Below are 20,650 nucleotides of genomic sequence, written 5' to 3' on the forward strand. Positions count from 1 at the left end.
TTGACTACCGAGCAGTCGTTACTGCTTGGTGTTCAGATCGGTTCCCAGCGTGTCCCTGACGAAGATCATGCCGATGACCAGCGACATCGCGGCGATCACCACCGGGTACCACAGACCAAAGTAGATATCGCCCCTGTAGGCACTGAGTGCGAACACCGTCGCCGGCAGCAGGCCACCGAACCAGCCATTGCCAATGTGATAGGGCAACGACATGCCGGTGTAGCGGATGCGGGTCGGGAACATCTCGACCAGGATCGCGGCAATCGGGCCGTAGACCATGGTCACGAACAGGACCAGGATGAACAGGATGCCGATCGTCATCGGCCAGTTGATTCCCGCCGGATCGGCGAACATGGCGAAAGCGCCGCCGCCCGGTATATTGTAGACGGTGACCTCGGGCGCACCCGCGGCCTCGTCGGCGGTCAGCAGCTTGTCCTTGATCGCCTGATCGGTCGGGACCGTCGCCTTCTCGCCGGCGCGAATGGCGGCGGCATCGAGCTTCAGTTCCGGGTTGGCGGCGACAAACGCGTCAAGCTTCTGGTCCGGGATCTTGATCGCCGCGCGCTTCAGCGGATAGCCGCCGTCCCGCAGCGACATGTTGACGGCTTTGATGAAGGCGGCGTCCTTGGCTTTCGCCTGATCGCCAGCGGCGATGGCATCGTAGGATTCCACCGTCTCGTTGCCGATCTTGACCGACGCGGCCGTCCCGGCCGCGGCCGTCGACACCACGTCATAGGGAACCGAGTTCTTGGTCAGGAACGAGGTCGCGATGTCACAAGACGTCGTGAACTTCGCCGTGCCGACCGGATTGAACTGGAACTTGCAGTCGCCGGGTGCCGCCGTCACCGTAGCACGTGTGTTCTGCTGGGCCGTGGCGAGCGCCGGATTGGCGGCCCAGGTCAATGCCTTGAACAGCGGGAAGGTGCAGACGATCGCCAAGGCAAGGCCCGCCATGATGATCGGCTTGCGCCCGATCTTGTCGGAGAGCCAGCCGAAGACGACGAAGAAGATCGAGCCGAGGGCGAGCGCTATGGCGATCATGATGTTGACCGACTGCGCGTCGACCTTGAGCACGTTCTGCAGGAAGAACAGCGCGTAGAACTGGCCATTGTACCAGACCACGGCCTGACCGGCGGTGAGGCCGAGCAGCGCCAGCAGCGCGATTCGGGCATTCTTCCATTGACCAAATGCTTCCGAAAGCGGCGCTTTGGAGCCCTTGCCCTCATCCTTCATACGCTGGAAGGTCGGCGATTCGGAGAGCGAAAGCCGGATCCAGATCGAGATGCCGAGCAGCAGGAAGGAGACAATGAACGGAATGCGCCAGCCCCATGAGGCGTAGGTTTCCTTGCTCATCGAACCCTGGACAATCAGGATGACGACCAGCGACAGGAACAGGCCGAGCGTCGCCGTCGTCTGGATCCACGAGGTGTAGTAGCCGCGCCGGTTGTCGGGTGCATGCTCGGCGACATAGGTGGCCGCGCCGCCATATTCGCCGCCCAGCGCCAGGCCTTGCAGCATGCGCAGGACAATCAGGATCACGGGAGCCGCGATGCCCAAAGTCGCATATCCAGGCAGCAGGCCGACCAGGAAGGTCGAAAGGCCCATGATCGTCATGGTGACAAGGAACGTATACTTGCGGCCGACAAGGTCGCCGATGCGGCCGAACAGCAGCGCGCCGAACGGTCGTACCAGGAAGCCGGCGGCGAACGCCAGCAGCGCGAAGATATTGCGCGTCGCTTCAGGAATGGTTGGACTGAAGAAGGTCGAACCAATGAACACCGCGAGCGAGCCGTAGAGATAGAAATCATACCATTCGAAAACGGTGCCCAGCGAGGAAGCGAAGATGACCTTCTTTTCCTCCCGCGTCATGCCGCGGCTTGCTCCGCCGGCAGTCGATGCCATTGCCATAGAATTGTCCTCCCGTGAGACCTTGTCCTCGATGCTGTGCCTCATTGTCCGCGTTCTCCTCCGAACATGGACTCATGCACTGCGATCACGGAAAAAATGACAGAAAGCGTGCGCCAACGTCAGGGCGTCTTTGGGATTATGACTTTGGTATTAGGTGCGCTGCGGGATGAAGCGGAGCCAGCGGCGGAGCCGTCAGCCCTTGAGCGCTTCCAATAGCCCGGCGGCAGCCATCATGTCGCGCTTGCGGGCCGAGCGGCGCGCGACTGCTTCGGCGTCCTGTCCCCAATGCTCGATCTGCCAGTCCTCGTCGACATGGCCGGCCGCCCAGGCCGCCTCGGCGTCGAGTTCGCCGAAATCGACAGCCAGCGCCAGCAGCGCCGAACCGGTCAGCGAGGTCATCACATGGATGGCAGCGAGCCGCAGCGGTTCGGCACGCTGGGCAAGATGACTTCCCAGCACGGCGATCGTCTCACGCGGCTGCTCGACATGGATGATGCCTTCGGCGAGATTGAAGCGAGCCCCGAGGCTGCCGCGCACCCAATCAAGGACCGGGTCCCAATGTTCGTTCTGCCGCTCCACCAAGCCTTGCGGCGCATCGGCGCGGTAGCAGAGCAGATCGGACGAAGCGAAGCGCAGAATGTCTTCCAGCACCGCCTGCGGATCGCTGGCGACGCCGTCGATAGCAGTGTTGACGAGGCGCATCACCGGCATCGCCACCGGGTTGATGGTTTCGCTCTGCGCTGCAAACTCGTCGGCGACGAGTGCAGCCGCCGCCTCGGTCGGCAGCGCCAGCAGCGCCTTGCCCGGCGTGCGCACCGGCTTGCCGTCGAGATGCACGGCAAAGCCGTCTTCCACCGGCGCAACCGCGACGGTCTTGTAGAAACGCTTCGGCAAAGGCGTCTTCATCTGGATCTGGGCACGGCGCACCGGATCCGGATCGGAAAGCTGCTTGCCCGCTTCGAGGTCGTTGAGGATATCACGCATTGAAAGGCTCTCTCAAACCGGCACGAGCTTGCGCGACGGCCGGTTGACGATGACGAGGCCGGCGGCAATCAGGCCAAGTGCCAGGAAGATGCGCATGGTCAGCGGCTCATTCAAGAACATGGCGCCGCACAGCACGCCGAAAACCGGTGACAGGAAGGTGAAGCTGGACAGGCCTGAAGCCGGATAGCGCCTCAGCAGCCAGAACCAAAGCACATAGGTGAAGGCAACGATGTAGACTGCCTGGAAAAGCAGCGCCAATGTCGGCAGCACGGCAGGGTCGCGGATGGGCGCACCGGCGAGAGGCAACACCAGTATTCCGACGATTGCCGCACCGGCGAGTTGATAGAGCAGCAGCTTCTCGGCACTCGCCTCGACCAGCTTCGACCGCTTGATGAGGATGTTGGTCAAGGCCCAGAAAAATCCAGAGCCAAGGCTCAAGAGATCGCCGAACAGCATGTCCCCGCCGCCGCCAAGCTTGTCGGAAAACACCGCGGCAAGGCCGCCAAAGGCCAGCAGCAGGCCAAGGAACTTGCGCAAGGTGATCTGCTCGCCAAGCAGGAAATGGCCGCCGATCAGCATCCAGAACGGCATTGTGTTGACCAGCAGCGTGTTGCGGGCGACGGTCGTGTGCTCCAGGCCGACATAGAGGCAGAGGAACTCGATGCCGAACAACGCGCCAACCGCGATGCCGGCGAGCAATGTCCCGTCGCGCGTGAAAAGCGCGATGCCGCGCCAGCGGCACCACGCGAAGACACACAGGCCGCCGATGACCGAGCGCGCGATCGACAGGAAGACTGGATCGTAACCGGCGTAGGAAATCTTGGCGGCGACGTAGTTCAGCCCCCAGGAAAAGGTCAGGCCGACCATGATTGCGGCGGCGGCCATGTCGACCGTGTCGCGCCGGTCGAGCGTATCGGTCGCGCCGCTCACAATCAGTCCTCCGCGCTGGCGTCGTCGAAGCCGATCAGGTTCCAGCTCTGGCGCATATGCGGTGGCATCGGCGCGGTGACATCGATGACGCCCTTGTCCGGGTGCGGAATGATGATGCGGCGCGCATGCAAATGCAGGCGGTTTTGAATGCCACCAGGGAAATCCCAATTGGTGTCGGCCTCGAAATATTTCGGGTCGCCGATGATCGGGCAGCCGATATAGGCAGCATGAACACGAAGCTGGTGCGTGCGGCCGGTGTAGGGCTCCATTTCCAGCCAGGTCATCGTCTGCGCCGCCTGCTCGATGATGCGGTAGTAGGACACGGCGTGGTCGGCGCCCTTTTCGCCATGCGCGGCGACGCGCACCCGATCGCCATCGGGCGTCGGCTCCTTGATCAGCCAGGTCGAGATCTTGTCCTCACGCTTGGGCGGTACGCCCTTGACCAGCGCCCAATAGGTCTTCTTGGTCTCGCGGGCGCGAAACGCTTCCGACAGCTTCATTGCGGCAAGCCTGGTGCGGGCGACGACCAGTACGCCCGAAGTGTCGCGGTCGAGGCGATGGACCAGCCGCGGCTTCTCGCCCTTCTGGTTGCGCCAGGCTTCCAGCATGTCGTCGACATTGCGGGTGACGCCCGAGCCGCCTTGCACCGCGAGGCCCGCCGGCTTGTTGAAGACGAAGACCTTGGGATCTTCATGGATCAGCATTTTCGCCAGGACGTCGGCATCGCCCTGGTTGCGGATCGAGTGACCGGTCAGCGCGCTCTCGCCCTTCTTGTCCACCTCGAGCGGCGGAACGCGCACCATCTGGCCGGGTTCGACGCGGGTGTCGGCCTTGACCCGGCCGCCATCGACGCGGATCTGGCCGGAGCGCAGCAGCTTTTGCAGATGGCCGAAGCCCAGGCCCGGGAAATGGGTCTTGAACCAGCGATCGAGCCGCATGCCCGCCTCGCCGGCCTCCACTGTGATCTGTTCAACGCCTGCCATATTTTTTCGCTTATCCGTTTCCCGAGCAGGGTTCGGCCCGCTCTTGGCGCGGCAATAACACTATGAAACGGTTCTTGCGAGCCAAAGTCCCAGAAACAGGGCGATAATGGCGCCAATGACGCTGGCAAGGGCATATCCAAGCGCCGGCAGCGTGGCTCCCCGCTCCCACAAAGTCGCGAAATCGAGCGAAAACGCGGAAAAGGTGGTGAAGCCGCCAAAGATGCCGGTGGCGACGAACAGTCTGAGTTCGTTCGATCCGCCGCGGCGCGCCAGGGTGGCTATGAACAGGCCCATGGCGAACGAGCCGACGATGTTGATTGCCATCGTCCCCCAGGGATAGTTGGGGCCGACAAGGCGCAGCGCGCCGATGTTGGTGAGGTGACGAATGCCGGCGCCGATGCCGCCGCCTACCACAACGAGAAGCAGATTGAACATGACCGTTTACTGCCTCCACAAGGGCGACATGGTCAATCCCCTGAACCTGACTACGATGCGGTTGGGACCGCGCAGACAATCGGGCGCGAGCCGCCTTTCGCGGCCATCGTCGAGTTGCTCGGAGCGTGTCAACCTGATCGTCACCACTCAGGCGTTGTCCAGCCCGGGTATTTTTTCCTGAACTCGCTATAAAGGGCATCGAGTTCCGTTTTGCTGACCGGGCGCACCTGTTCGTAGAGATAGCCCGTGACGCCGCCGGACAGCTGATATGTCGCAATGCGCTTATAGGCGGCGCCGATACTCTTCCCTTCGACAATATCCTGGTCCGGTATCGTGACGCAGATCTGCGCACCCGATTGCAAATGGGTAACAGGAGGATCGGTTACGACGACATATCTCGATTTCAATGCCTCCGGTGCGAATTGATCGCGACTGTCAACCTGGCAAGACCATCCGACACGAGGGAAAAGGTCCATATTCATTTCAAACAACAGCGAGCTATTCATGACCGCGCCTGAGGCAAACACCGAGAAGCGGTCCTCAGGCCGCATTTCGCTGACAAGATCGTCGATGAGGCGTCTGTATTCGGGAAGATTGTCGAGGTGAAGAGGAAGCGTATCTTCCCTGGCAAAAACATAGCCGATCGGTGACAGCAACTGGCGGCCGATTGGGAAGAAGGTACCCAAATACGCAAACCCGGCGACGACGGCTATGACGACGGTTGACCATCGAGATTTCAGCGCCGGCATCGAAACGATCGAGACGATGGCCTGCGCATATGCAGGAAAGAGCCAAAGAAACATCGGCATCGAATGATGACGGTCCGGATCCTGCGTCCGGGTGAAGAGGAAGAAGGTCAGTGCCGAGGCGAGAGCACAGAACAAAGCGAAACTGTTGCGGCGTATGAAGGAGATATAAAGGCCCACGACGATCAACAGCCAGTTCACATAGCTCAGCCGCGATTCCACCTGGTCGATCTGCGAAACGAAGTTGGTTTTGTATCCGCTGTAAAGGTCACCGTAGCTCGTTCCCAGAATCTTGAGGATCAGCGGTTGCTGGAAGGCCAATGCGGCTCCGGCAATCACAAAAAGCGTGCACACGCCCCCTAACGCCGCGTTCCGGAATGCCGCGAAGTCGCGGTCTTTTGCGACCTGCAACGAACAAAAGAAGGCTGCAGAAAGTGCGATCCCTATGACGGCAAATGCATACCAACGGCGCAGCATGAACGCCAACCACAGGCATATGCCGATGCGTATCCCGTTGATCACCGGTTGGCGTGTCAGGAACCTCGATTTCCAGAGAAAATAAGTTGCCGCAGAAAGCGCGAGGCAGCCGGCAATATCCGGCAATCCACGAAGCGTCGCCGACCAGAACGGCGTGTAGAGAAAGGCCGCGATCCACACGACAAACCAGCTTCGGGGCGAAGGAGTGTCGGAGACCGCCTCCAGGTAGCTCATTCGTCCTATGAAAAGAGCGGTCGGGACCAGGTAAACGATGACTATTCCAGCGATATAGGAAAGCCTTGAACCGCCGAAAAACATGTGAAACGGCATAAGCGGCACCAGAATTGCGGCGCTGTAGTCATCCCTCGCGACAGAAGCCCGCAATTGGCTCAGCCACTGGAGCGGGCTCTCGGCCAGGAGTGAGCCATACTGGTCAAACCCATTGAAGTAAGCGGCAAAATCCCAATAGTAGACGGGCTCCTCAAGCCTTACGTATATCGCGGCGAAAGCAACGCCCAGCAACGCCGTACATATGTAGATTTTTAGCCAGAATCCGAGGGTTTCGTTCTTCGTCACTTGAGGCCGCCAAGGAAGGGAAGAGGCAGGACTGTCTGGGCAAACCGAGACTCCCGCCGATGCAGCCAGGAGCCGTTCCGGCAAACAGGAACCCCACGCGATTCGTATCAGGAACTGTTCAGAGCTTGGCGGGATGTATACTTGAACGCGTGGCCATCGCAAGCATTCAGAACGCCCTCAAAAGACACGGGGCGGAACAGCGAGCACGGGGCGGTGGGATGAGTGGCGCGTTAAAAGCGCCTCAATGCCGCCGGCAGGGCCGGCAGCATTGACGATTTCGGGCTCAGGTCGTCCCGACCTTCTTCGGCTTGGTCGAACCGATCATCTTCCAGTTCTTGTAGAACATCGAGTTGATGCGCTCGACACTCACCGAGACGACGGCAAGCATGCCCGCGATCAGCCCGGGAACCGGGGATGGTCTGATAATGTCCATGAACACGCAGTAGCGGCGGCCATCATATTCGTTGACCGAGCGATGCAGCAGCGTGTCGTCGAAGATGAACAGCGGATTGTCATACCAGTAGTTCTTGACGTTGCCGCATTCGACGAAAATCTCCGACTTCACCGGGATCAGATTGTAGAGAATGCGCAGGCTGAGCCGCAGCGGACCGAAGTGCCATGAGGTCGATTCGCGCTTGCTGAAGACGGAAACGGCGATGGTCTTGATGTATTTGAAGTCCTTGTTGAACTCGGCGACGTTGTCGATCTTGTGCTTGCCGTACCACTGATAGACATACATGCCGCGCCGGCCGGCGCCGAAATTGGCGTCGATGTCGGCGATGATCTCGTCCTTGCGCGCCTTGAAGATGTCCAGGACCTCATTGACCTCGCGCTGATAGTCGGCGGGGAACTGGTCCAGTTTCCAGACGCCGGGATTGCGGTAGCACAAGAGATCGACCAGCAGATTGAAAGGCGAAAGCAGCCAGGTGAAGAGGCCGTTGCCGAGGAAATAGCCCGAGAACAGCGACAGGTCCTTGCGGTCGTTGCGCAGGACATCGATGAGGCCGAGGACGATAAAGACCGATGTCAGGATCGGGATGAAGTAAAAGCCAAGGGCGAGAAGCGGGATGGCGATGGCGAATTTGCGAAGGGTTTTGCGAAGGGTTCTTGTCATTTTTCCACGCGCGAAGCGCGATCCTGTTGCGAATGAGGTGCCAAAATCATGGTAACGACCACCGCCCGGCCGTGCGCCTTGATAAGGTTTTTTGGGTCACCACACAACGGCCGCGGTATCACGGCCGGCTGGCTGCCTTGTGAAGCCTGCCGGATTTCGGTCAATGCACCGCCGGCAGGCCAAGCTCGTCCCATTTTTCCCTGGGGACCAGATCGCCAACCAGGAACTCAAAGCCGACGACGCTTTCGCCGTCCCCAGCCAGTTGGCATCTGAACTTCAGGCTATACCAGTTTCTGCGACTACGGAAAGCCGCGCCATTCGCGGCGATGGTGGTTCCAGTGATTTTTTCCTCCGCCATTGCGTAGGGCACGACCCGCTCCGGCTTGAAATCCGTACGCCATTTGCGGATCTGATCCATGGCTTCGAGGTTGCACAGCTGAACCATGCGCTCGTCGGAAGCGAAGGTGGCGAGATCGGCGCGCGCCTGCCGGCTGCGCGGATCGGCCAGTGTCTTGGCCGACAGCATTTCGGTCGGCCGGATCATGGCCGGCGCGGCGGGCGGTTGCGGTTCGGGCGGGGTCGAAGCAGGCGGCGGCGCCGCTGCAGGCGCTTCAGTCAGTGCCGGCGTCACTGGAGCAGGCGGTGGCCTGGTCGCCGCTTCGAATTGTTGCGGCGTCAGGATGTCGACCGACACCCGGTCCTCCTCGAGCCGCTTGGGCCGCTTCGGCAACGGCATCAGGGCCAGCGTCGCAGCCAGCAGCGTGTGGAGAACGACCGAAGCGGAGATGCCCCAAGGCGAAGCCTGGTTTGGAAGCGTGACGACGACCGGGGCACGCAAGCCTGCTATTCCCGCTCTTTGCGCAGCTTCGCCCAATAGTCGAGCCGCTTTCTGATGTCGCGCTCGAAGCCGCGTTCAGGCGGATCATAAAAGGTCTGCCGCCCCATCTTCTCGGGAAAATAGTCCTGGCCCGAAAAGGCATCCGGCTCGTCATGGTCGTAGCGGTAGCCGGCCCCGTAATCCTCCTCTTTCATCAGCTTGGTTGGCGCGTTGAGGATGTGTTTCGGCGGCAGCAGCGAGCCATGTTCCTTCGCCGCACGCGTGGCTGCCTTGAAGGCGGTGTAGACGGCATTGGATTTTGGCGCGGTGGCGAGATAAACGGTGGCCTCGGCAAAGGCGAGCTCGCCCTCGGGCGAGCCGAGATAGTCGTAGGCGTCCTTGGCGGCGTTGGCCACGACAAGCGCCTGCGGGTCGGCAAGGCCGATGTCTTCCATGGCCATGCGCACCAGCCGACGGCCGAGATAGAGCGGGTCCTCGCCGGCATCGAACATGCGCGCCAGATAATAGAGCGCGGCGTCGGGATCCGAACCGCGCACCGATTTGTGCAGCGCCGAGATCAGATTGTAGTGGCCGTCCTGGCCCTTGTCGTAGATCGGCGCGCGCCGCTGGACGATGCGCTGCAAGCCCTCGGGGTTGAAGACCTCGCCTGGCTTGGCGGCGCGCCACACCTCTTCAGCAAGCGTCAGCGAGGCGCGGCCGTCGCCATCGCTCATGCGGATGAGCATCGCCCTCGCCTCGTCGTCGAGCGGCAACGCCCTGCCCTCGGTCTCCTCGGCTCGCGCCATCAGCTTGGCGATGCTTTCCTCGCCCAATGAGTGGAAGACCAGCACACGCGCGCGCGACAACAGGGCCGCGTTCAGTTCGAAGGACGGGTTTTCGGTGGTGGCACCGACGAGCACGACCGTGCCGTCCTCCATGACTGGGAGAAAGGAATCCTGCTGGGCGCGGTTGAAGCGATGGATCTCGTCAACGAACAACAAGGTCTGGCGACCGTTGGTACGGCGCAGCTTGGCGGCTTCGAACACTTTTTTCAGGTCGGCGACGCCGGAAAACACCGCCGATATCTGCTCGAAAGCAAGGCTGGTTTCGCCGGCAAGCAACCGCGCCACAGTGGTCTTGCCGGTGCCGGGCGGTCCCCAGAAGATCATCGAGCCGAGTGAGCCGGAACCAATCAGCCGGGTCAGCGCGCCATCAGGGCCGGTCAGATGCTCCTGGCCGACGACCTCACCGAGGTTTTTCGGCCGCAGCCTGTCGGCGAGCGGCCGCCCGGGCGACGCCTTTTCCGGTTCATCGACGCTGAACAGATCGGCCATGCACTTCTTTTTGGTTGGAGCATGAACCCGAAGGGACGTGCTTTAATAACGCAATACCTGACGCAGTATCTGCCCGCCGCGCTCGACGGTAAAGCGCCACCAGCGCGTATCCGCCTGGGCGGCCTGCTCCAGTGTCGCCGCGGTATCGATGGTGGTGCCGTTCACCTCGCGCACGATATCGCCCGGCTGGAAGCCGAAATCGGCGGCCGGCGAGTCACGGTTGATGTCGACCACGGTGACACCCTTTATGTCGGTGCGCAGGCCAAGCTTCTGGGCAAGCCGGGGCGACAGTTCGGCGACCTTGGCGCCCGAGAACGGGCTGCGGCCGTGCAGCGTCACTTCAGCCGCCTTCATGCCTTCCGGAGCGCGCTCCAGCGCGATGTCCATCACCGCCTGCTGGCCTTTGGTCAGAACCGCGAAATTGGCGTTGGTGCCGATCGACAGCGTCGCCATCCGGTAGTCCAGCGCTTCGATGCTCTCGACCGGCTTGCCGTTGAGCTGCATCACGACGTCGCCGGGCTTGAGCCCCGCCTTGGCGGCCGGGCCGGTCGCCTCGACCGACGAGACCAAAGCACCGGCCGGCTTCTCCATGCCCAGCGATTCGGCAATCTGCGGCGTTACCGCTTCAAACTCGGCGCCGATATAGGGCCGTTCGAAGAAGTCGAGCCCGGCCTTGGCCGCATCGGCGAAGGCGCGCACCATGTTTGCGGGGATGGCAAAACCGATGCCGATCGAGCCGCCGCTGCGGCTGTAGATCGCCGTGTTGATGCCGACCAATTGGCCGCCCATGTTGATCAACGCACCTCCCGAATTGCCGGGATTGATGGCGGCGTCGGTCTGGATGAAGAAGCTTGAATCGGCGACGCCAATATGGCTGCGGGCAAGTGCCGAAACGATGCCGCTAGTGGTGGTCTGGCCGACACCGAAGGGATTGCCGATGGCCAGCACCAGATCGCCGACCTCGAGCGCATCGGAATCGCCGATGGCGATGACCGGAAACGGTTTGTCCGAGGTTATCTTGAGCACTGCAAGGTCGAGTGTCTCGTCCTTCAGCATCACCTTGCTGTCGAACTCACGCCCGTCCGCGGTCGCCACCTTGACCTGGTCGGCGTCCTTGATGACGTGGTAATTGGTGACCACGATGCCGGTCGGGTCGACCAGCACACCGGAGCCCAGGGAAGACTGCGCGCGCGGCTGCGAACGGCCAAAGAACTCCTCGAAGAACGGATCGCCGTCGAAGGGCGACGTCACCTTGGCGGTCTGCGAGGCATAGACATTGACCACGGCCGGCGCCGTCTGCTTGACCAGCGGGGCGAACGACAGTTGCACCTCTTCACGGCCGAACGGCACGCGCTTGTCGGGACCGGACGTCGAGTTCTCGCCTTCGACGCCATGCAAAAGGTCCGTCAGCACGTCGGACAGGCCGGGATCGGTCTTGGTCTCCTCGGCCAATGCCTGCCTGGCCACCGGTGCGGCTACGAACGCCATCATGGCGAAGAGCAGGACAAGGGACAGTCGGTTGGCGCGCATTCACGAATCCTCCAAGGCAAGTTCGGGGGCATTGTCCCGACGATTGTGCAAAATGAAAGGCTAAGCCGCTGAAATCCGATTATTTTACGCAGCAAAGCAGCTATAGCTCGACCTGAGCCTGAAAACCTTCGTCGGCCCTCATGAAAAGACAGTTCGTTTCATTCCGTGACTTTTTGAGGACCGGCAAACTAGGCCCGGTCTTCCATGGCATGAAAGTGATCGAGATCGCCGAAGTGCTCGGGACACCTGATCACGCCGATCCAGATTATTGGACTTTCGGAAAGCTCGAAATTTCCTTTGATGACGAGACGCCGTGCCAGATGAACTGGTTTCAAATCGAAGAAGCCGGTTACCTCGAAGGCGATTTCGAGGTTCTTACCGAGACCCTTGCGCTTTCGCTAGATGGCTTCAATGGAAACACGAAGCCATCGGAATTCCTGGCTGCGGCCTTGTGGCCGCCAGAAGAGGTCATGGTCTTCTATACCGCGGCAGGCGGCGATATCGAGCTGAACATATGTGCCGGTCCCATCCAGATTCATTTCCGGGTTGATGCAGATTTCATCGAAGATCAGGACATCGGAAAATATCTGAACAGCGTTACGGCTTCCCAATTGATCAGCGATATCGACCATCGAACGGCGGTAGACAGCATCTACTCCTACCCGCATCCGGCAGTTGAACAGATTACACAAGCGATCGATTGGAAGCCGATTGGCGGTCGAGACTATCTCGATCTTGCCCGGTAAGGGACAGAGCCCTTCAACAATAAAAAAGGGGCCCGTGGGCCCCTTTGCATTCACTCCGGAAAACCAAGCCTTATGCGGCTGCGGCGTCCGTGTCGGTGCCTTCGGCTTCGATGCGGGCGCGGTCGCCGGCGCCCTTGGCCGAGGTGTCGCGATCGACGAACTCGATGACAGCCATCGCGGCATTGTCGCCGTGACGGAAGCCCGCCTTCATGATGCGCAGATAGCCCCCGTTGCGGGTGGCGTAGCGCGGGGCGATGGTGTCGAACAGGCGCTTGACGACGCCTTCATTGCCGATCTGCGCGATCACCTGGCGGCGGGCGTGCAGGTCGCCGCGCTTGCCGAGCGTCACCAGCTTCTCGACGATCGGACGCAGATCCTTCGCCTTCGGCAGGGTCGTGACGATCTGCTCGTGCTCGAGCAGCGACACGGCCAGGTTGGCGAACATCGACTTGCGGTGGCTTATGCTGCGGGCGAACCGGCGGCCCTTAAATCCGTGGCGCATGGCTCTTCTCCTTCATTGCGGGTTCAGAGGCAACGCCTCAATATTGATCTTCGTAACGCTTGGCGAGGTCTTCGATGTTTTCCGGCGGCCAGTCCGGCACTTCCATGCCGAGGTGCAGGCCCATTGCCGCCAGAACTTCCTTGATCTCGTTCAGCGACTTGCGGCCAAAGTTCGGGGTGCGCAGCATCTCGGCTTCGGTCTTCTGGATCAGGTCGCCGATATAGACGATGTTGTCGTTCTTCAGGCAGTTGGCCGAACGCACCGAAAGCTCGAGCTCGTCGACCTTCTTGAGCAGCGCCGGGTTGAAGGCGAGCTCGGTGACGGCTTCGGCGGCGACTTCCTTCTGCGGCTCGTCGAAGTTCACGAACAGGCCGAGCTGGTCCTGCAGGATGCGGGCGGCGAAAGCCACCGCGTCCTCGCCGGTGATCGAACCGTCGGTCTCGATCGTCATGGTTAGCTTGTCATAATCGAGAACCTGGCCCTCGCGGGTGTTCTCGACCTTGTAAGAGACCTTCTTGACCGGCGAATACAGGCTGTCGACCGGGATCAGGCCGATCGGCGCGTCTTCGGCGCGGTTGCGGTCGGCCGGCACATAACCCTTGCCGGTGTCGACGGTGAATTCCATGCGGATTTCAGCGCCCTCGTCCAGCGTGCAGATGACGTGGTCGGGGTTGAGAATTTCGACGTCGCCAACCGTCTGGATGTCGCCGGCGAGAACCGCACCCGGTCCCTGCTTGCGCACGACCATGCGCTTGGGGCCATCGCCTTCCATGCGGATGGCGATTTCCTTGATGTTCAAGACGATGTCGGTCACGTCCTCGCGCACGCCGGCGATGGACGAGAATTCATGCAGAACGCCGTCGATCTGCACGGCGGTAACAGCCGCACCGCGCAGCGAAGACAGAAGCACGCGGCGCAGCGCGTTGCCGAGCGTCAGGCCAAAGCCACGCTCGAGCGGCTCGGCGACCAGCGTGGTCAGCGTCTTCTTCTTCGACGAGAACTCGATCTTGTTCGGCTTGATCAGTTCCTGCCAATTTTTCTGGATCATGATGCTTTCCTTCCGTTGACCCGCCACCATCCAATCGTGGCGGGCGACCTGGAATGCCGTGGAGGAGCGCCACAAAGGGCGCTCGCGCGGCGTTCGGTAATTTTTTAGACGCGACGCTTCTTGCGCGGGCGGCAGCCATTGTGCGGGATCGGCGTCACATCACGGATCGAGGTGATGGTGAAGCCGGCCGCCTGCAGGGCGCGCAGTGCCGATTCACGACCGGAGCCGGGTCCGCAGACCTCGACTTCGAGCATGCGCATGCCGTGTTCCTGGGCCTTCTTGGCAACGTCCTCGGCAGCCATCTGGGCAGCGAACGGGGTCGACTTGCGCGAACCCTTGAAGCCCTGGGCACCGGCCGACGACCAGGCAATCGAATTGCCCTGTGCGTCAGTGATGGTGATCATCGTGTTGTTGAAGGTCGAATTGACGTGGGCAACGCCCGACGAGATGTTCTTGCGTTCGCGACGGCGAACACGAGCGGCTTCCTTGGCCATGATAGTCCTTTCAGTTGATCTCTACACCGCCGTAATGCCAGCGGCTCCACCTTGCAAAAGCGAGTAGGGCGTAGCGAATAGTGGGTAGAAACCTATTCGCCACGACCCAATCGCTATTTGCTCAATTACTTCTTCTTGCCGGCGATTGACTTGGCCGGGCCCTTGCGGGTGCGCGCATTGGTATGCGTGCGCTGGCCGCGAACCGGCAGCGAGCGACGGTGACGCAGGCCGCGATAGCAGCCGAGGTCCATGAGCCGCTTGATGTTCATCGAGACTTCGCGGCGCAGGTCGCCCTCGACCTGGTAGTCGCGGTCGATGGTTTCGCGGATCTGCAGCACTTCCGCGTCGGTGAGCTGGTTGACGCGACGCTCGGCCGGGATGCCGACCTTGTCGACGATCTCCTGGGCGAACTTCTTGCCAATGCCGTGAATGTACTGAAGCGCGATGACGACGCGCTTGTTGGTCGGAATGTTGACGCCGGCTATACGAGCCATATTCTTCTCTTCTCCATGTGGGCCGGACGAACCGGCGCTATCTTAAGTTGCCCCGCGTCCGGTGGAGGCCGGCCCATGCGGGAGTTTCCAGTTCAAAGCGGCTGCCTTGCCCTTGCGGACAAGCAAAGCCGATGCCTGATAGGAAGACGGGCCGCCATACCGCAGCGAACCGCTCCCGTCAAGTGCAATCGTTTAAATTCCCCGCGTTGCGTCCCTTAGCACCGCTTCGATCTGTCCCGTCACGGCGTCGATATCGGCCATGCCGTCGACGCTGCGGAGCTTGCCCTTGGCATAATAGTAGCCAATCAGCGGCGCCGTCTTCTTGTAGTATTCCCTCAAACGCTCCTCGAACACGGTCGGATTGTCGTCCTTGCGCACGGGCTGGCCGGCGGCTTGTGCTTCGTTGGCCCGCTTGACGATACGACCAACCAGCGCCTTGTCGTCGACGACAAGTTCAATGACCGCATCGAGGCCCTGCGAGCGATCCGAAAGCATCTGCTCAACCGCGTCCGCCTGCACCAGGGTCCGCGGATATCCGTCGAGGATGAAACCCTTCGCGCAATCCGGCTGATCGATACGTTCGGCGACGATGGCGTTGACGATGGCGTCGGAAACCAGTTCACCGGCATCCATCACCGCCTTGGCGCGTTTGCCGACTTCGGTGCCAGCCTGGACTGCAGCACGCAGCATGTCGCCCGTCGAGAGCTGGGGTATGCCGTGTTTTTCTACCAGTCTTTGTGCTTGTGTCCCCTTGCCCGCCCCTGGCGGCCCAAGCAATATCAACCTCATCTGGCTTTCTTCCCCCCGCGCAGCTTCGACTTCTTGATCAGGCCTTCATACTGGTGCGCGATCAGGTGGCCTTGAATCTGCGCAACCGTATCGAGCGTGACACTGACCACGATCAGAAGCGATGTGCCACCAAGGTAGAATGGTACGCCAGTCGCCGAGATCAGGAACTCCGGCAGCAAGCACACCAGCACCAGATAGATGGCGCCGACGACGGTGATGCGGGTGAGAACGTAGTCGATGTAATCGGCGGTGCGCTCGCCCGGACGATAGCCCGGGATGAACCCCGAATGCTTCTTGAGCTGGTCGGCGGTGTCCTTCGGGTTGAAGACAATCGCAGTGTAGAAGAAGGCGAAGAACACAATCATCGCCGCGTAGAATGCCATGTAGAGCGGCTGGCCGTGGCCGAGCGACGCCAGCACGGTGCTGGCCCAGGCCGGCATGTTGGTCGTCTGCGAGAAGCCGGCGACGGTGGCCGGCAGCAACAGCAGCGACGACGCGAAGATCGGCGGAATGACGCCTGACGTGTTGAGCTTCAGCGGCAGATGCGAGGTATCGCCCTGGAACATGCGGTTGCCGACCTGGCGCTTCGGATACTGGATCAGCAAGCGGCGCTGGGCGCGCTCGAAGAACACGATCAAGGCGATGACGACAACGGCCAGCACGATGATCGCCAGGATCAGGCCGGTCGACAGCGCGCCGGTACGGCCAAGCTCCAGCGTGCCGGAGATGGCATGCGGCAGGCCGGCGACGATCCCGGAGAAGATGATCAGCGAGATGCCGTTGCCGATGCCGCGGGCGGTGATCTGTTCGCCCAGCCACATCAGGAACATGGTGCCGCCGACCAGGGTGACGACGGTCGAGATACGGAAGAACATGCCGGGATCGCTGACGATGCCGTTGCCGCCCTCCAGGCCGACCGAAATGCCATAGGCCTGAACCAGCGCAAGCAGCACGGTGCCGTAGCGCGTGTATTGGTTGATGACCTTGCGGCCCTGTTCGCCTTCCTTCTTCAGCGCTTCCAGCGACGGGATAACCGACGTCATCAGCTGCATGATGATGGAGGCGGAGATGTAAGGCATGATGCCGAGCGCAAAGATCGCCATGCGCTGCACGGCGCCGCCGGCGAACATGTTGAACATGCCGAGCACGCCCTTGCTCTGCGATGAGAAGGCCTGAGCGAAGGCGTCGGGATTGATGCCGGGAAGCGGAATATAGGTGCCGAGGCGATAGACAAGCAACGCGCCGATGGTGAACCAGATGCGTTTCTTCAGGTCCTCCGCTTTGGCGAAGGCCGAGAAATTCAGATTCGAGGCTAGTTGTTCAGCAGCCGAAGCCATGCCTGATTCTCCGCTTGGTAACGCTTGATGGCCCTTGAGCTCAGGCGGCGCGTTTCACCGAAGCTCACGAGATAAGCTCCGGGCTCTAAACATGCAAGCGGCCGCGTTGACGCGGCCGCCTAATTGAGCAGATCAAAGCACGATCGTGAGCAAAACGGATCCCGCTCGCGCTTCAAATTGCCGTTACTCGGCAGCTGCCTTTTCCGGCAACTTGACCGAGCCGCCGGCCTTCTCGATCTTCTCGATCGCGGCCTTGGAGGCGCCGGCGACGTCAAAGGCGAGCTTCGCCTTGATCTCGCCGTCCGAGAGGATGCGCACGCCGTCCTTGACGCGGCGGATTACGCCGGCAGCGACCAGCGATTCAGCCGTCACGGTTGCCTTGGCGTCGAGCTTCTTGGCGTCGATGGCCACCTGGATACGGGCCAGCGAGACGACGGTGAAGCTCTTGGCGAAGATGTTGTTGAAGCCACGCTTCGGCAGACGCCTGTAGAGCGGCATCTGGCCACCCTCGAAGCCGTTGATGGCGACACCGGAGCGCGCCTTCTGGCCCTTGACGCCGCGACCGCCGGTCTTGCCGGAGCCGGAGCCGATGCCACGGCCGAGACGCTTCTTGGAGTGCGTCGCGCCGTCCTTGTCACGCAGATCGTTGAGTTTCATCTGGGTTCTCCTGCGCTCTGGCTCAGCCCTCGTCCACGACGCGGACGAGATGCTGGACGGCAGCGATCATGCCGCGCACGGAGGGTGTATCTTCCAGCGTGCGCTGCTTGTGCATCTTGTTGAGGCCGAGCCCGACCAGCGTCGCGCGCTGTTCCTTCGGGCGGCGGATCGGCGAGCCGATCTGCTCAACGGTGACGGTCTTTGTTGCTTTCTTGGCCATGGTCAAAATCCCTGGTCAGATCGACTATTCTTCAGCCGCAACGGCGGTGCCGCGGCGGGCCTGAAGGGTCGAATACTTGATGCCACGAGCAGCAGCTACATCCTTGGGATGCATCTGGCTCTTCAGCGCGTCGAAGGTGGCGCGAACCATGTTGTAGGGGTTCGACGAACCCATCGACTTGGCGACCACGTCATGCATGCCGAGCGTCTCGAAGACGGCGCGCATCGGGCCACCGGCGATGATGCCGGTACCTTGCTTGGCAGCGCGCAGCAGAACGCGTCCAGCGCCCCAGCGGCCTTCGACGTCGTGGTGCAGCGTACGACCCGAGCGCAGCGGCACGAAGATCATGTCGCGCTTGGCCGATTCAGTTGCCTTGCGGATAGCTTCCGGCACTTCGCGCGCCTTGCCGTGACCAAAGCCGACACGGCCCTTCTGGTCGCCGACGACGACGAGTGCTGCAAAACCAAAGCGACGGCCGCCCTTGACGACCTTCGCGACGCGGTTGATGTGGACGAGCTTGTCCACCATGCCGTCATCGCGTTCTTCACGATCGCGGCCGCGGCCGCCATCCCTACGTTCCTGTGCCATATCCTGTTCCTTGTTTTTTTCCGGAAGCACGGTTGCTGATAAGATCCGGCGCCGCTGTGGAGTCACCGGGGGCGAAATTCCTTAGATTTAGAAGCTCAGACCACCTTCACGGGCGGCCTCGGCGAGCGCCTTGACGCGGCCGTGATAGATGTAGGCGCCGCGGTCGAAGACGACTTCCTTGACACCGGCCTTGGTGGCGCGCTCGGCGATCAGCTTGCCGATCGCGGCGGCAGCGGCAGTGTCGGCGCCGGTCTTGAGCGAACCCTTGAGGTCCTTCTCAAGCGTCGAGGCAGCGACGATGGTGTGGCCCTTGGCGTCGTCGATGACCTGCACATAGATGTTCTTCGACGTGCGGTGAACCGACAGACGCGGACGCTCGCCGGCGACCTTCTTGATCTGGCGACGGACGCGCTGCGCACGGCGCTGCGTGGATTCCTTGGTACCCATGATAGTCTTCCTTGCCTTCAAAAAACGGGGGCCGCCATATGCGGTAGGCGAAAGCGCCTCCCGCGACCGCTCCCCGCGGCGTTACACTTCTTTGGCTTGGCCCTTTCCGAAAAGTCTGCAACTTTTCGGGGCCATGCCCACTACTTCTTCTTGCCTTCCTTGCGGACGATCTTCTCGCCAGCGTAGCGGACGCCCTTGCCCTTGTAGGGCTCGGGACCACGGTATTCGCGGATCTCGGCGGCAACCTGGCCGACCTGCTGCTTATCGATGCCGGTCACGGTGATTTCCGTCGGCTTCGGCACAGCGATCGTGATGCCCGCCGGCGTCTCGTAGACGACGTCATGGCTGAAGCCAAGTGCCAGCTGCAGGTTCTTGCCCTGCATGGCGGCGCGATAGCCGACGCCGGTGATCTCGAGCTTCTTCTCGAAGCCGTCCTTCACACCCTGCAGGATGTTGACGATCTGCGTGCGCGACATGCCCCACTTGGAGCGCGCCGTCTTGGTCTGGTCGCGCGGCTGGACAGCGATCTCGCTACCTTCCATCTTGACCAGCACTTCTTCGTTCACCACGAACTTCAGCTCGCCCTTGGGGCCCTTCGCCGTCACGGTCTGGCCGTTGACGGTCGCGGTCACGCCCTGCGGCAGCGAAACGGGTTTCTTTCCAATACGAGACATTTTGTTGTCCTCGTCACTTCTCTTGTTTCAGGTCTCTGTCTTCGGGCATGACCCCGAAGACCGGATTCCAATTTTTCCGATCACGCCAGATCAGAAGATCTGGCAGAGGATTTCACCACCGACGTTCTGTTCACGCGCTTCGTGGTCGGCCATCACGCCCTTCGGTGTCGAAAGGATGGCGATGCCGAGGCCGTTGGCGACGTGCGGAATCGACTTGGCCGAAACGTAGACGCGGCGGCCAGGCTTCGAAACGCGGGCGATTTCGCGCACGACGGGTGCGCCGTCGAAATACTTCAGCTCGATCTCGATTTCGGACTTGCCGTTGTCGAAGTCGGTCTGGCTGTAATCGCGGATATAGCCTTCAGCCTTCAGCACGTCGAGGACGCGGGTACGCAGGCGCGAGGCCGGCGTCGAGACGCTCGACTTCTTGCGGCCGTAGGCGTTGCGGATGCGGGTCAGCATATCGCCGAGAGGATCGCTCAATGACATGTTATGTCCTCCTTACCAGCTCGACTTGACCAGGCCCGGGATCTGGCCGTTGTTGCCGAGATCACGGAGCGCGATGCGCGATACTTTGAGCTTGCGATAGTAGGCGCGCGGACGGCCGGTGACTTCGCAGCGGTTGCGGATGCGGATCTTGGCCGAGTTGCGCGGCATGGCGGCAAGCTTGAGCTGAGCGCGGAAACGCTCTTCCATCGGCTTGGACTGGTCCATGATGATCGCCTTCAGCGCAGCGCGCTTGGGACCGTACTGGTCGGCAAGCTTGCGGCGCCTGTTGTTCTTCTCGACTGAGCTGGTCTTTGCCATTTCAGATTTTTCC

The 20,650-nt window shown here is 61.4% G+C and carries 24 protein-coding genes; 1 reads left to right on the forward strand and 23 read right to left on the reverse strand.

Going from position 1 to position 20,650, the window contains the following annotated elements:
• Nucleotides 1-18 precede the first annotated feature (18 nt).
• From AC1D08_RS31625 to AC1D08_RS31670, 10 genes are all read right to left on the reverse strand, one after another.
• Nucleotides 19-1,908 (reverse strand): MFS transporter, encoded by a 1,890-nt coding sequence (locus AC1D08_RS31625; RefSeq protein ID WP_477227540.1) that lies wholly within the window; start codon nt 1,906-1,908, stop codon nt 19-21.
• A 192-nt stretch (nt 1,909-2,100) separates the two neighbouring features.
• A complete protein-coding gene (locus tag AC1D08_RS31630) occupies nt 2,101-2,892 on the reverse strand; it encodes an ATP12 family chaperone protein (protein ID WP_457154791.1) in 792 nt (263 codons plus the stop codon).
• Between the two features lie 12 nt (nt 2,893-2,904).
• On the reverse strand, nt 2,905-3,777 hold the full coding sequence (locus AC1D08_RS31635; protein ID WP_457154793.1) for a DMT family transporter: 873 nt from the start codon (nt 3,775-3,777) through the stop codon (nt 2,905-2,907).
• Nucleotides 3,778-3,824: 47 nt separating this feature from the next.
• On the reverse strand, nt 3,825-4,805 hold the full coding sequence (locus AC1D08_RS31640) for an RluA family pseudouridine synthase (protein WP_256753646.1): 981 nt from the start codon (nt 4,803-4,805) through the stop codon (nt 3,825-3,827).
• 60 nt (nt 4,806-4,865) lie between these two features.
• The gene (crcB, locus tag AC1D08_RS31645) at nt 4,866-5,240 is read right to left on the reverse strand and encodes a fluoride efflux transporter CrcB (RefSeq protein WP_457155537.1); all 375 of its coding nucleotides are present in this window, start codon (nt 5,238-5,240) and stop codon (nt 4,866-4,868) included.
• A gap of 140 nt (nt 5,241-5,380) precedes the next feature.
• Nucleotides 5,381-7,039 carry a hypothetical protein gene (locus tag AC1D08_RS31650; protein WP_477424994.1) on the reverse strand — a complete coding sequence of 553 codons (1,659 nt, stop codon included), beginning with the start codon at nt 7,037-7,039 and terminating at the stop codon, nt 5,381-5,383.
• 283 nt (nt 7,040-7,322) lie between these two features.
• Entirely contained in the window at nt 7,323-8,153 is an 831-nt protein-coding gene (locus AC1D08_RS31655) for an aspartyl/asparaginyl beta-hydroxylase domain-containing protein (RefSeq protein ID WP_457153431.1), read from the reverse strand.
• Between the two features lie 160 nt (nt 8,154-8,313).
• Complete coding sequence (locus AC1D08_RS31660) at nt 8,314-8,991, reverse strand: DUF930 domain-containing protein (protein ID WP_457153432.1); 678 nt, start codon at nt 8,989-8,991, stop codon at nt 8,314-8,316.
• A gap of 5 nt (nt 8,992-8,996) precedes the next feature.
• Entirely contained in the window at nt 8,997-10,304 is a 1,308-nt protein-coding gene (locus tag AC1D08_RS31665) for a replication-associated recombination protein A (RefSeq protein WP_457153433.1), read from the reverse strand.
• A 42-nt stretch (nt 10,305-10,346) separates the two neighbouring features.
• The gene (locus AC1D08_RS31670) at nt 10,347-11,834 is read right to left on the reverse strand and encodes a DegQ family serine endoprotease (RefSeq protein ID WP_457153434.1); all 1,488 of its coding nucleotides are present in this window, start codon (nt 11,832-11,834) and stop codon (nt 10,347-10,349) included.
• Nucleotides 11,835-12,043: 209 nt separating this feature from the next.
• Between AC1D08_RS31670 and AC1D08_RS31675 the strand changes: the two genes are divergently transcribed.
• Nucleotides 12,044-12,580: a hypothetical protein gene (locus tag AC1D08_RS31675; protein ID WP_477424997.1), complete on the forward strand. Its 537-nt coding sequence runs from the start codon at nt 12,044-12,046 to the stop codon at nt 12,578-12,580.
• A 70-nt stretch (nt 12,581-12,650) separates the two neighbouring features.
• Here the strand turns inward: AC1D08_RS31675 and rplQ are convergent, their stop codons facing one another.
• The 13 genes from rplQ to rpsN all read right to left on the reverse strand — a co-directional run bounded on the left by rplQ (nt 12,651) and on the right by rpsN (nt 20,637).
• Nucleotides 12,651-13,082 carry a 50S ribosomal protein L17 gene (gene rplQ / locus AC1D08_RS31680; protein WP_477307623.1) on the reverse strand — a complete coding sequence of 144 codons (432 nt, stop codon included), beginning with the start codon at nt 13,080-13,082 and terminating at the stop codon, nt 12,651-12,653.
• A 37-nt stretch (nt 13,083-13,119) separates the two neighbouring features.
• Nucleotides 13,120-14,130: a DNA-directed RNA polymerase subunit alpha gene (locus tag AC1D08_RS31685; protein ID WP_013531438.1), complete on the reverse strand. Its 1,011-nt coding sequence runs from the start codon at nt 14,128-14,130 to the stop codon at nt 13,120-13,122.
• A 104-nt stretch (nt 14,131-14,234) separates the two neighbouring features.
• Nucleotides 14,235-14,624 carry a 30S ribosomal protein S11 gene (gene rpsK / locus AC1D08_RS31690; RefSeq protein ID WP_006205444.1) on the reverse strand — a complete coding sequence of 130 codons (390 nt, stop codon included), beginning with the start codon at nt 14,622-14,624 and terminating at the stop codon, nt 14,235-14,237.
• Nucleotides 14,625-14,749: 125 nt separating this feature from the next.
• Nucleotides 14,750-15,118 carry a 30S ribosomal protein S13 gene (gene rpsM / locus AC1D08_RS31695; protein WP_006205445.1) on the reverse strand — a complete coding sequence of 123 codons (369 nt, stop codon included), beginning with the start codon at nt 15,116-15,118 and terminating at the stop codon, nt 14,750-14,752.
• Between the two features lie 192 nt (nt 15,119-15,310).
• Nucleotides 15,311-15,907, reverse strand: a complete 597-nt coding sequence (locus tag AC1D08_RS31700) for an adenylate kinase (protein WP_457155064.1) — start codon at nt 15,905-15,907, stop codon at nt 15,311-15,313.
• The gene (secY, locus tag AC1D08_RS31705) at nt 15,904-17,244 is read right to left on the reverse strand and encodes a preprotein translocase subunit SecY (RefSeq protein WP_379097713.1); all 1,341 of its coding nucleotides are present in this window, start codon (nt 17,242-17,244) and stop codon (nt 15,904-15,906) included. The genes AC1D08_RS31700 and secY overlap by 4 nt, the downstream gene beginning before the upstream one ends.
• Nucleotides 17,245-17,427: 183 nt before the next feature.
• Nucleotides 17,428-17,901, reverse strand: coding sequence for a 50S ribosomal protein L15 (rplO, locus tag AC1D08_RS31710; RefSeq protein WP_027028844.1), 474 nt, complete (start codon nt 17,899-17,901; stop codon nt 17,428-17,430).
• Nucleotides 17,902-17,923: 22 nt separating this feature from the next.
• Nucleotides 17,924-18,121: a 50S ribosomal protein L30 gene (rpmD, locus tag AC1D08_RS31715; RefSeq protein ID WP_023736690.1), complete on the reverse strand. Its 198-nt coding sequence runs from the start codon at nt 18,119-18,121 to the stop codon at nt 17,924-17,926.
• Between the two features lie 24 nt (nt 18,122-18,145).
• Nucleotides 18,146-18,709, reverse strand: coding sequence for a 30S ribosomal protein S5 (gene rpsE / locus AC1D08_RS31720; protein ID WP_006333394.1), 564 nt, complete (start codon nt 18,707-18,709; stop codon nt 18,146-18,148).
• An 87-nt stretch (nt 18,710-18,796) separates the two neighbouring features.
• A complete protein-coding gene (rplR, locus tag AC1D08_RS31725; protein ID WP_023757972.1) occupies nt 18,797-19,156 on the reverse strand; it encodes a 50S ribosomal protein L18 in 360 nt (119 codons plus the stop codon).
• A gap of 140 nt (nt 19,157-19,296) precedes the next feature.
• Entirely contained in the window at nt 19,297-19,830 is a 534-nt protein-coding gene (rplF, locus tag AC1D08_RS31730) for a 50S ribosomal protein L6 (RefSeq protein WP_095089683.1), read from the reverse strand.
• Between the two features lie 90 nt (nt 19,831-19,920).
• A complete protein-coding gene (gene rpsH / locus AC1D08_RS31735; RefSeq protein WP_006205453.1) occupies nt 19,921-20,319 on the reverse strand; it encodes a 30S ribosomal protein S8 in 399 nt (132 codons plus the stop codon).
• 12 nt (nt 20,320-20,331) lie between these two features.
• Nucleotides 20,332-20,637: a 30S ribosomal protein S14 gene (gene rpsN / locus AC1D08_RS31740; protein WP_013895695.1), complete on the reverse strand. Its 306-nt coding sequence runs from the start codon at nt 20,635-20,637 to the stop codon at nt 20,332-20,334.
• Between the last annotated feature and the right edge of the window lie 13 nt (nt 20,638-20,650).

Source organism: Mesorhizobium sp. P2_E6, assembly GCF_056403835.1.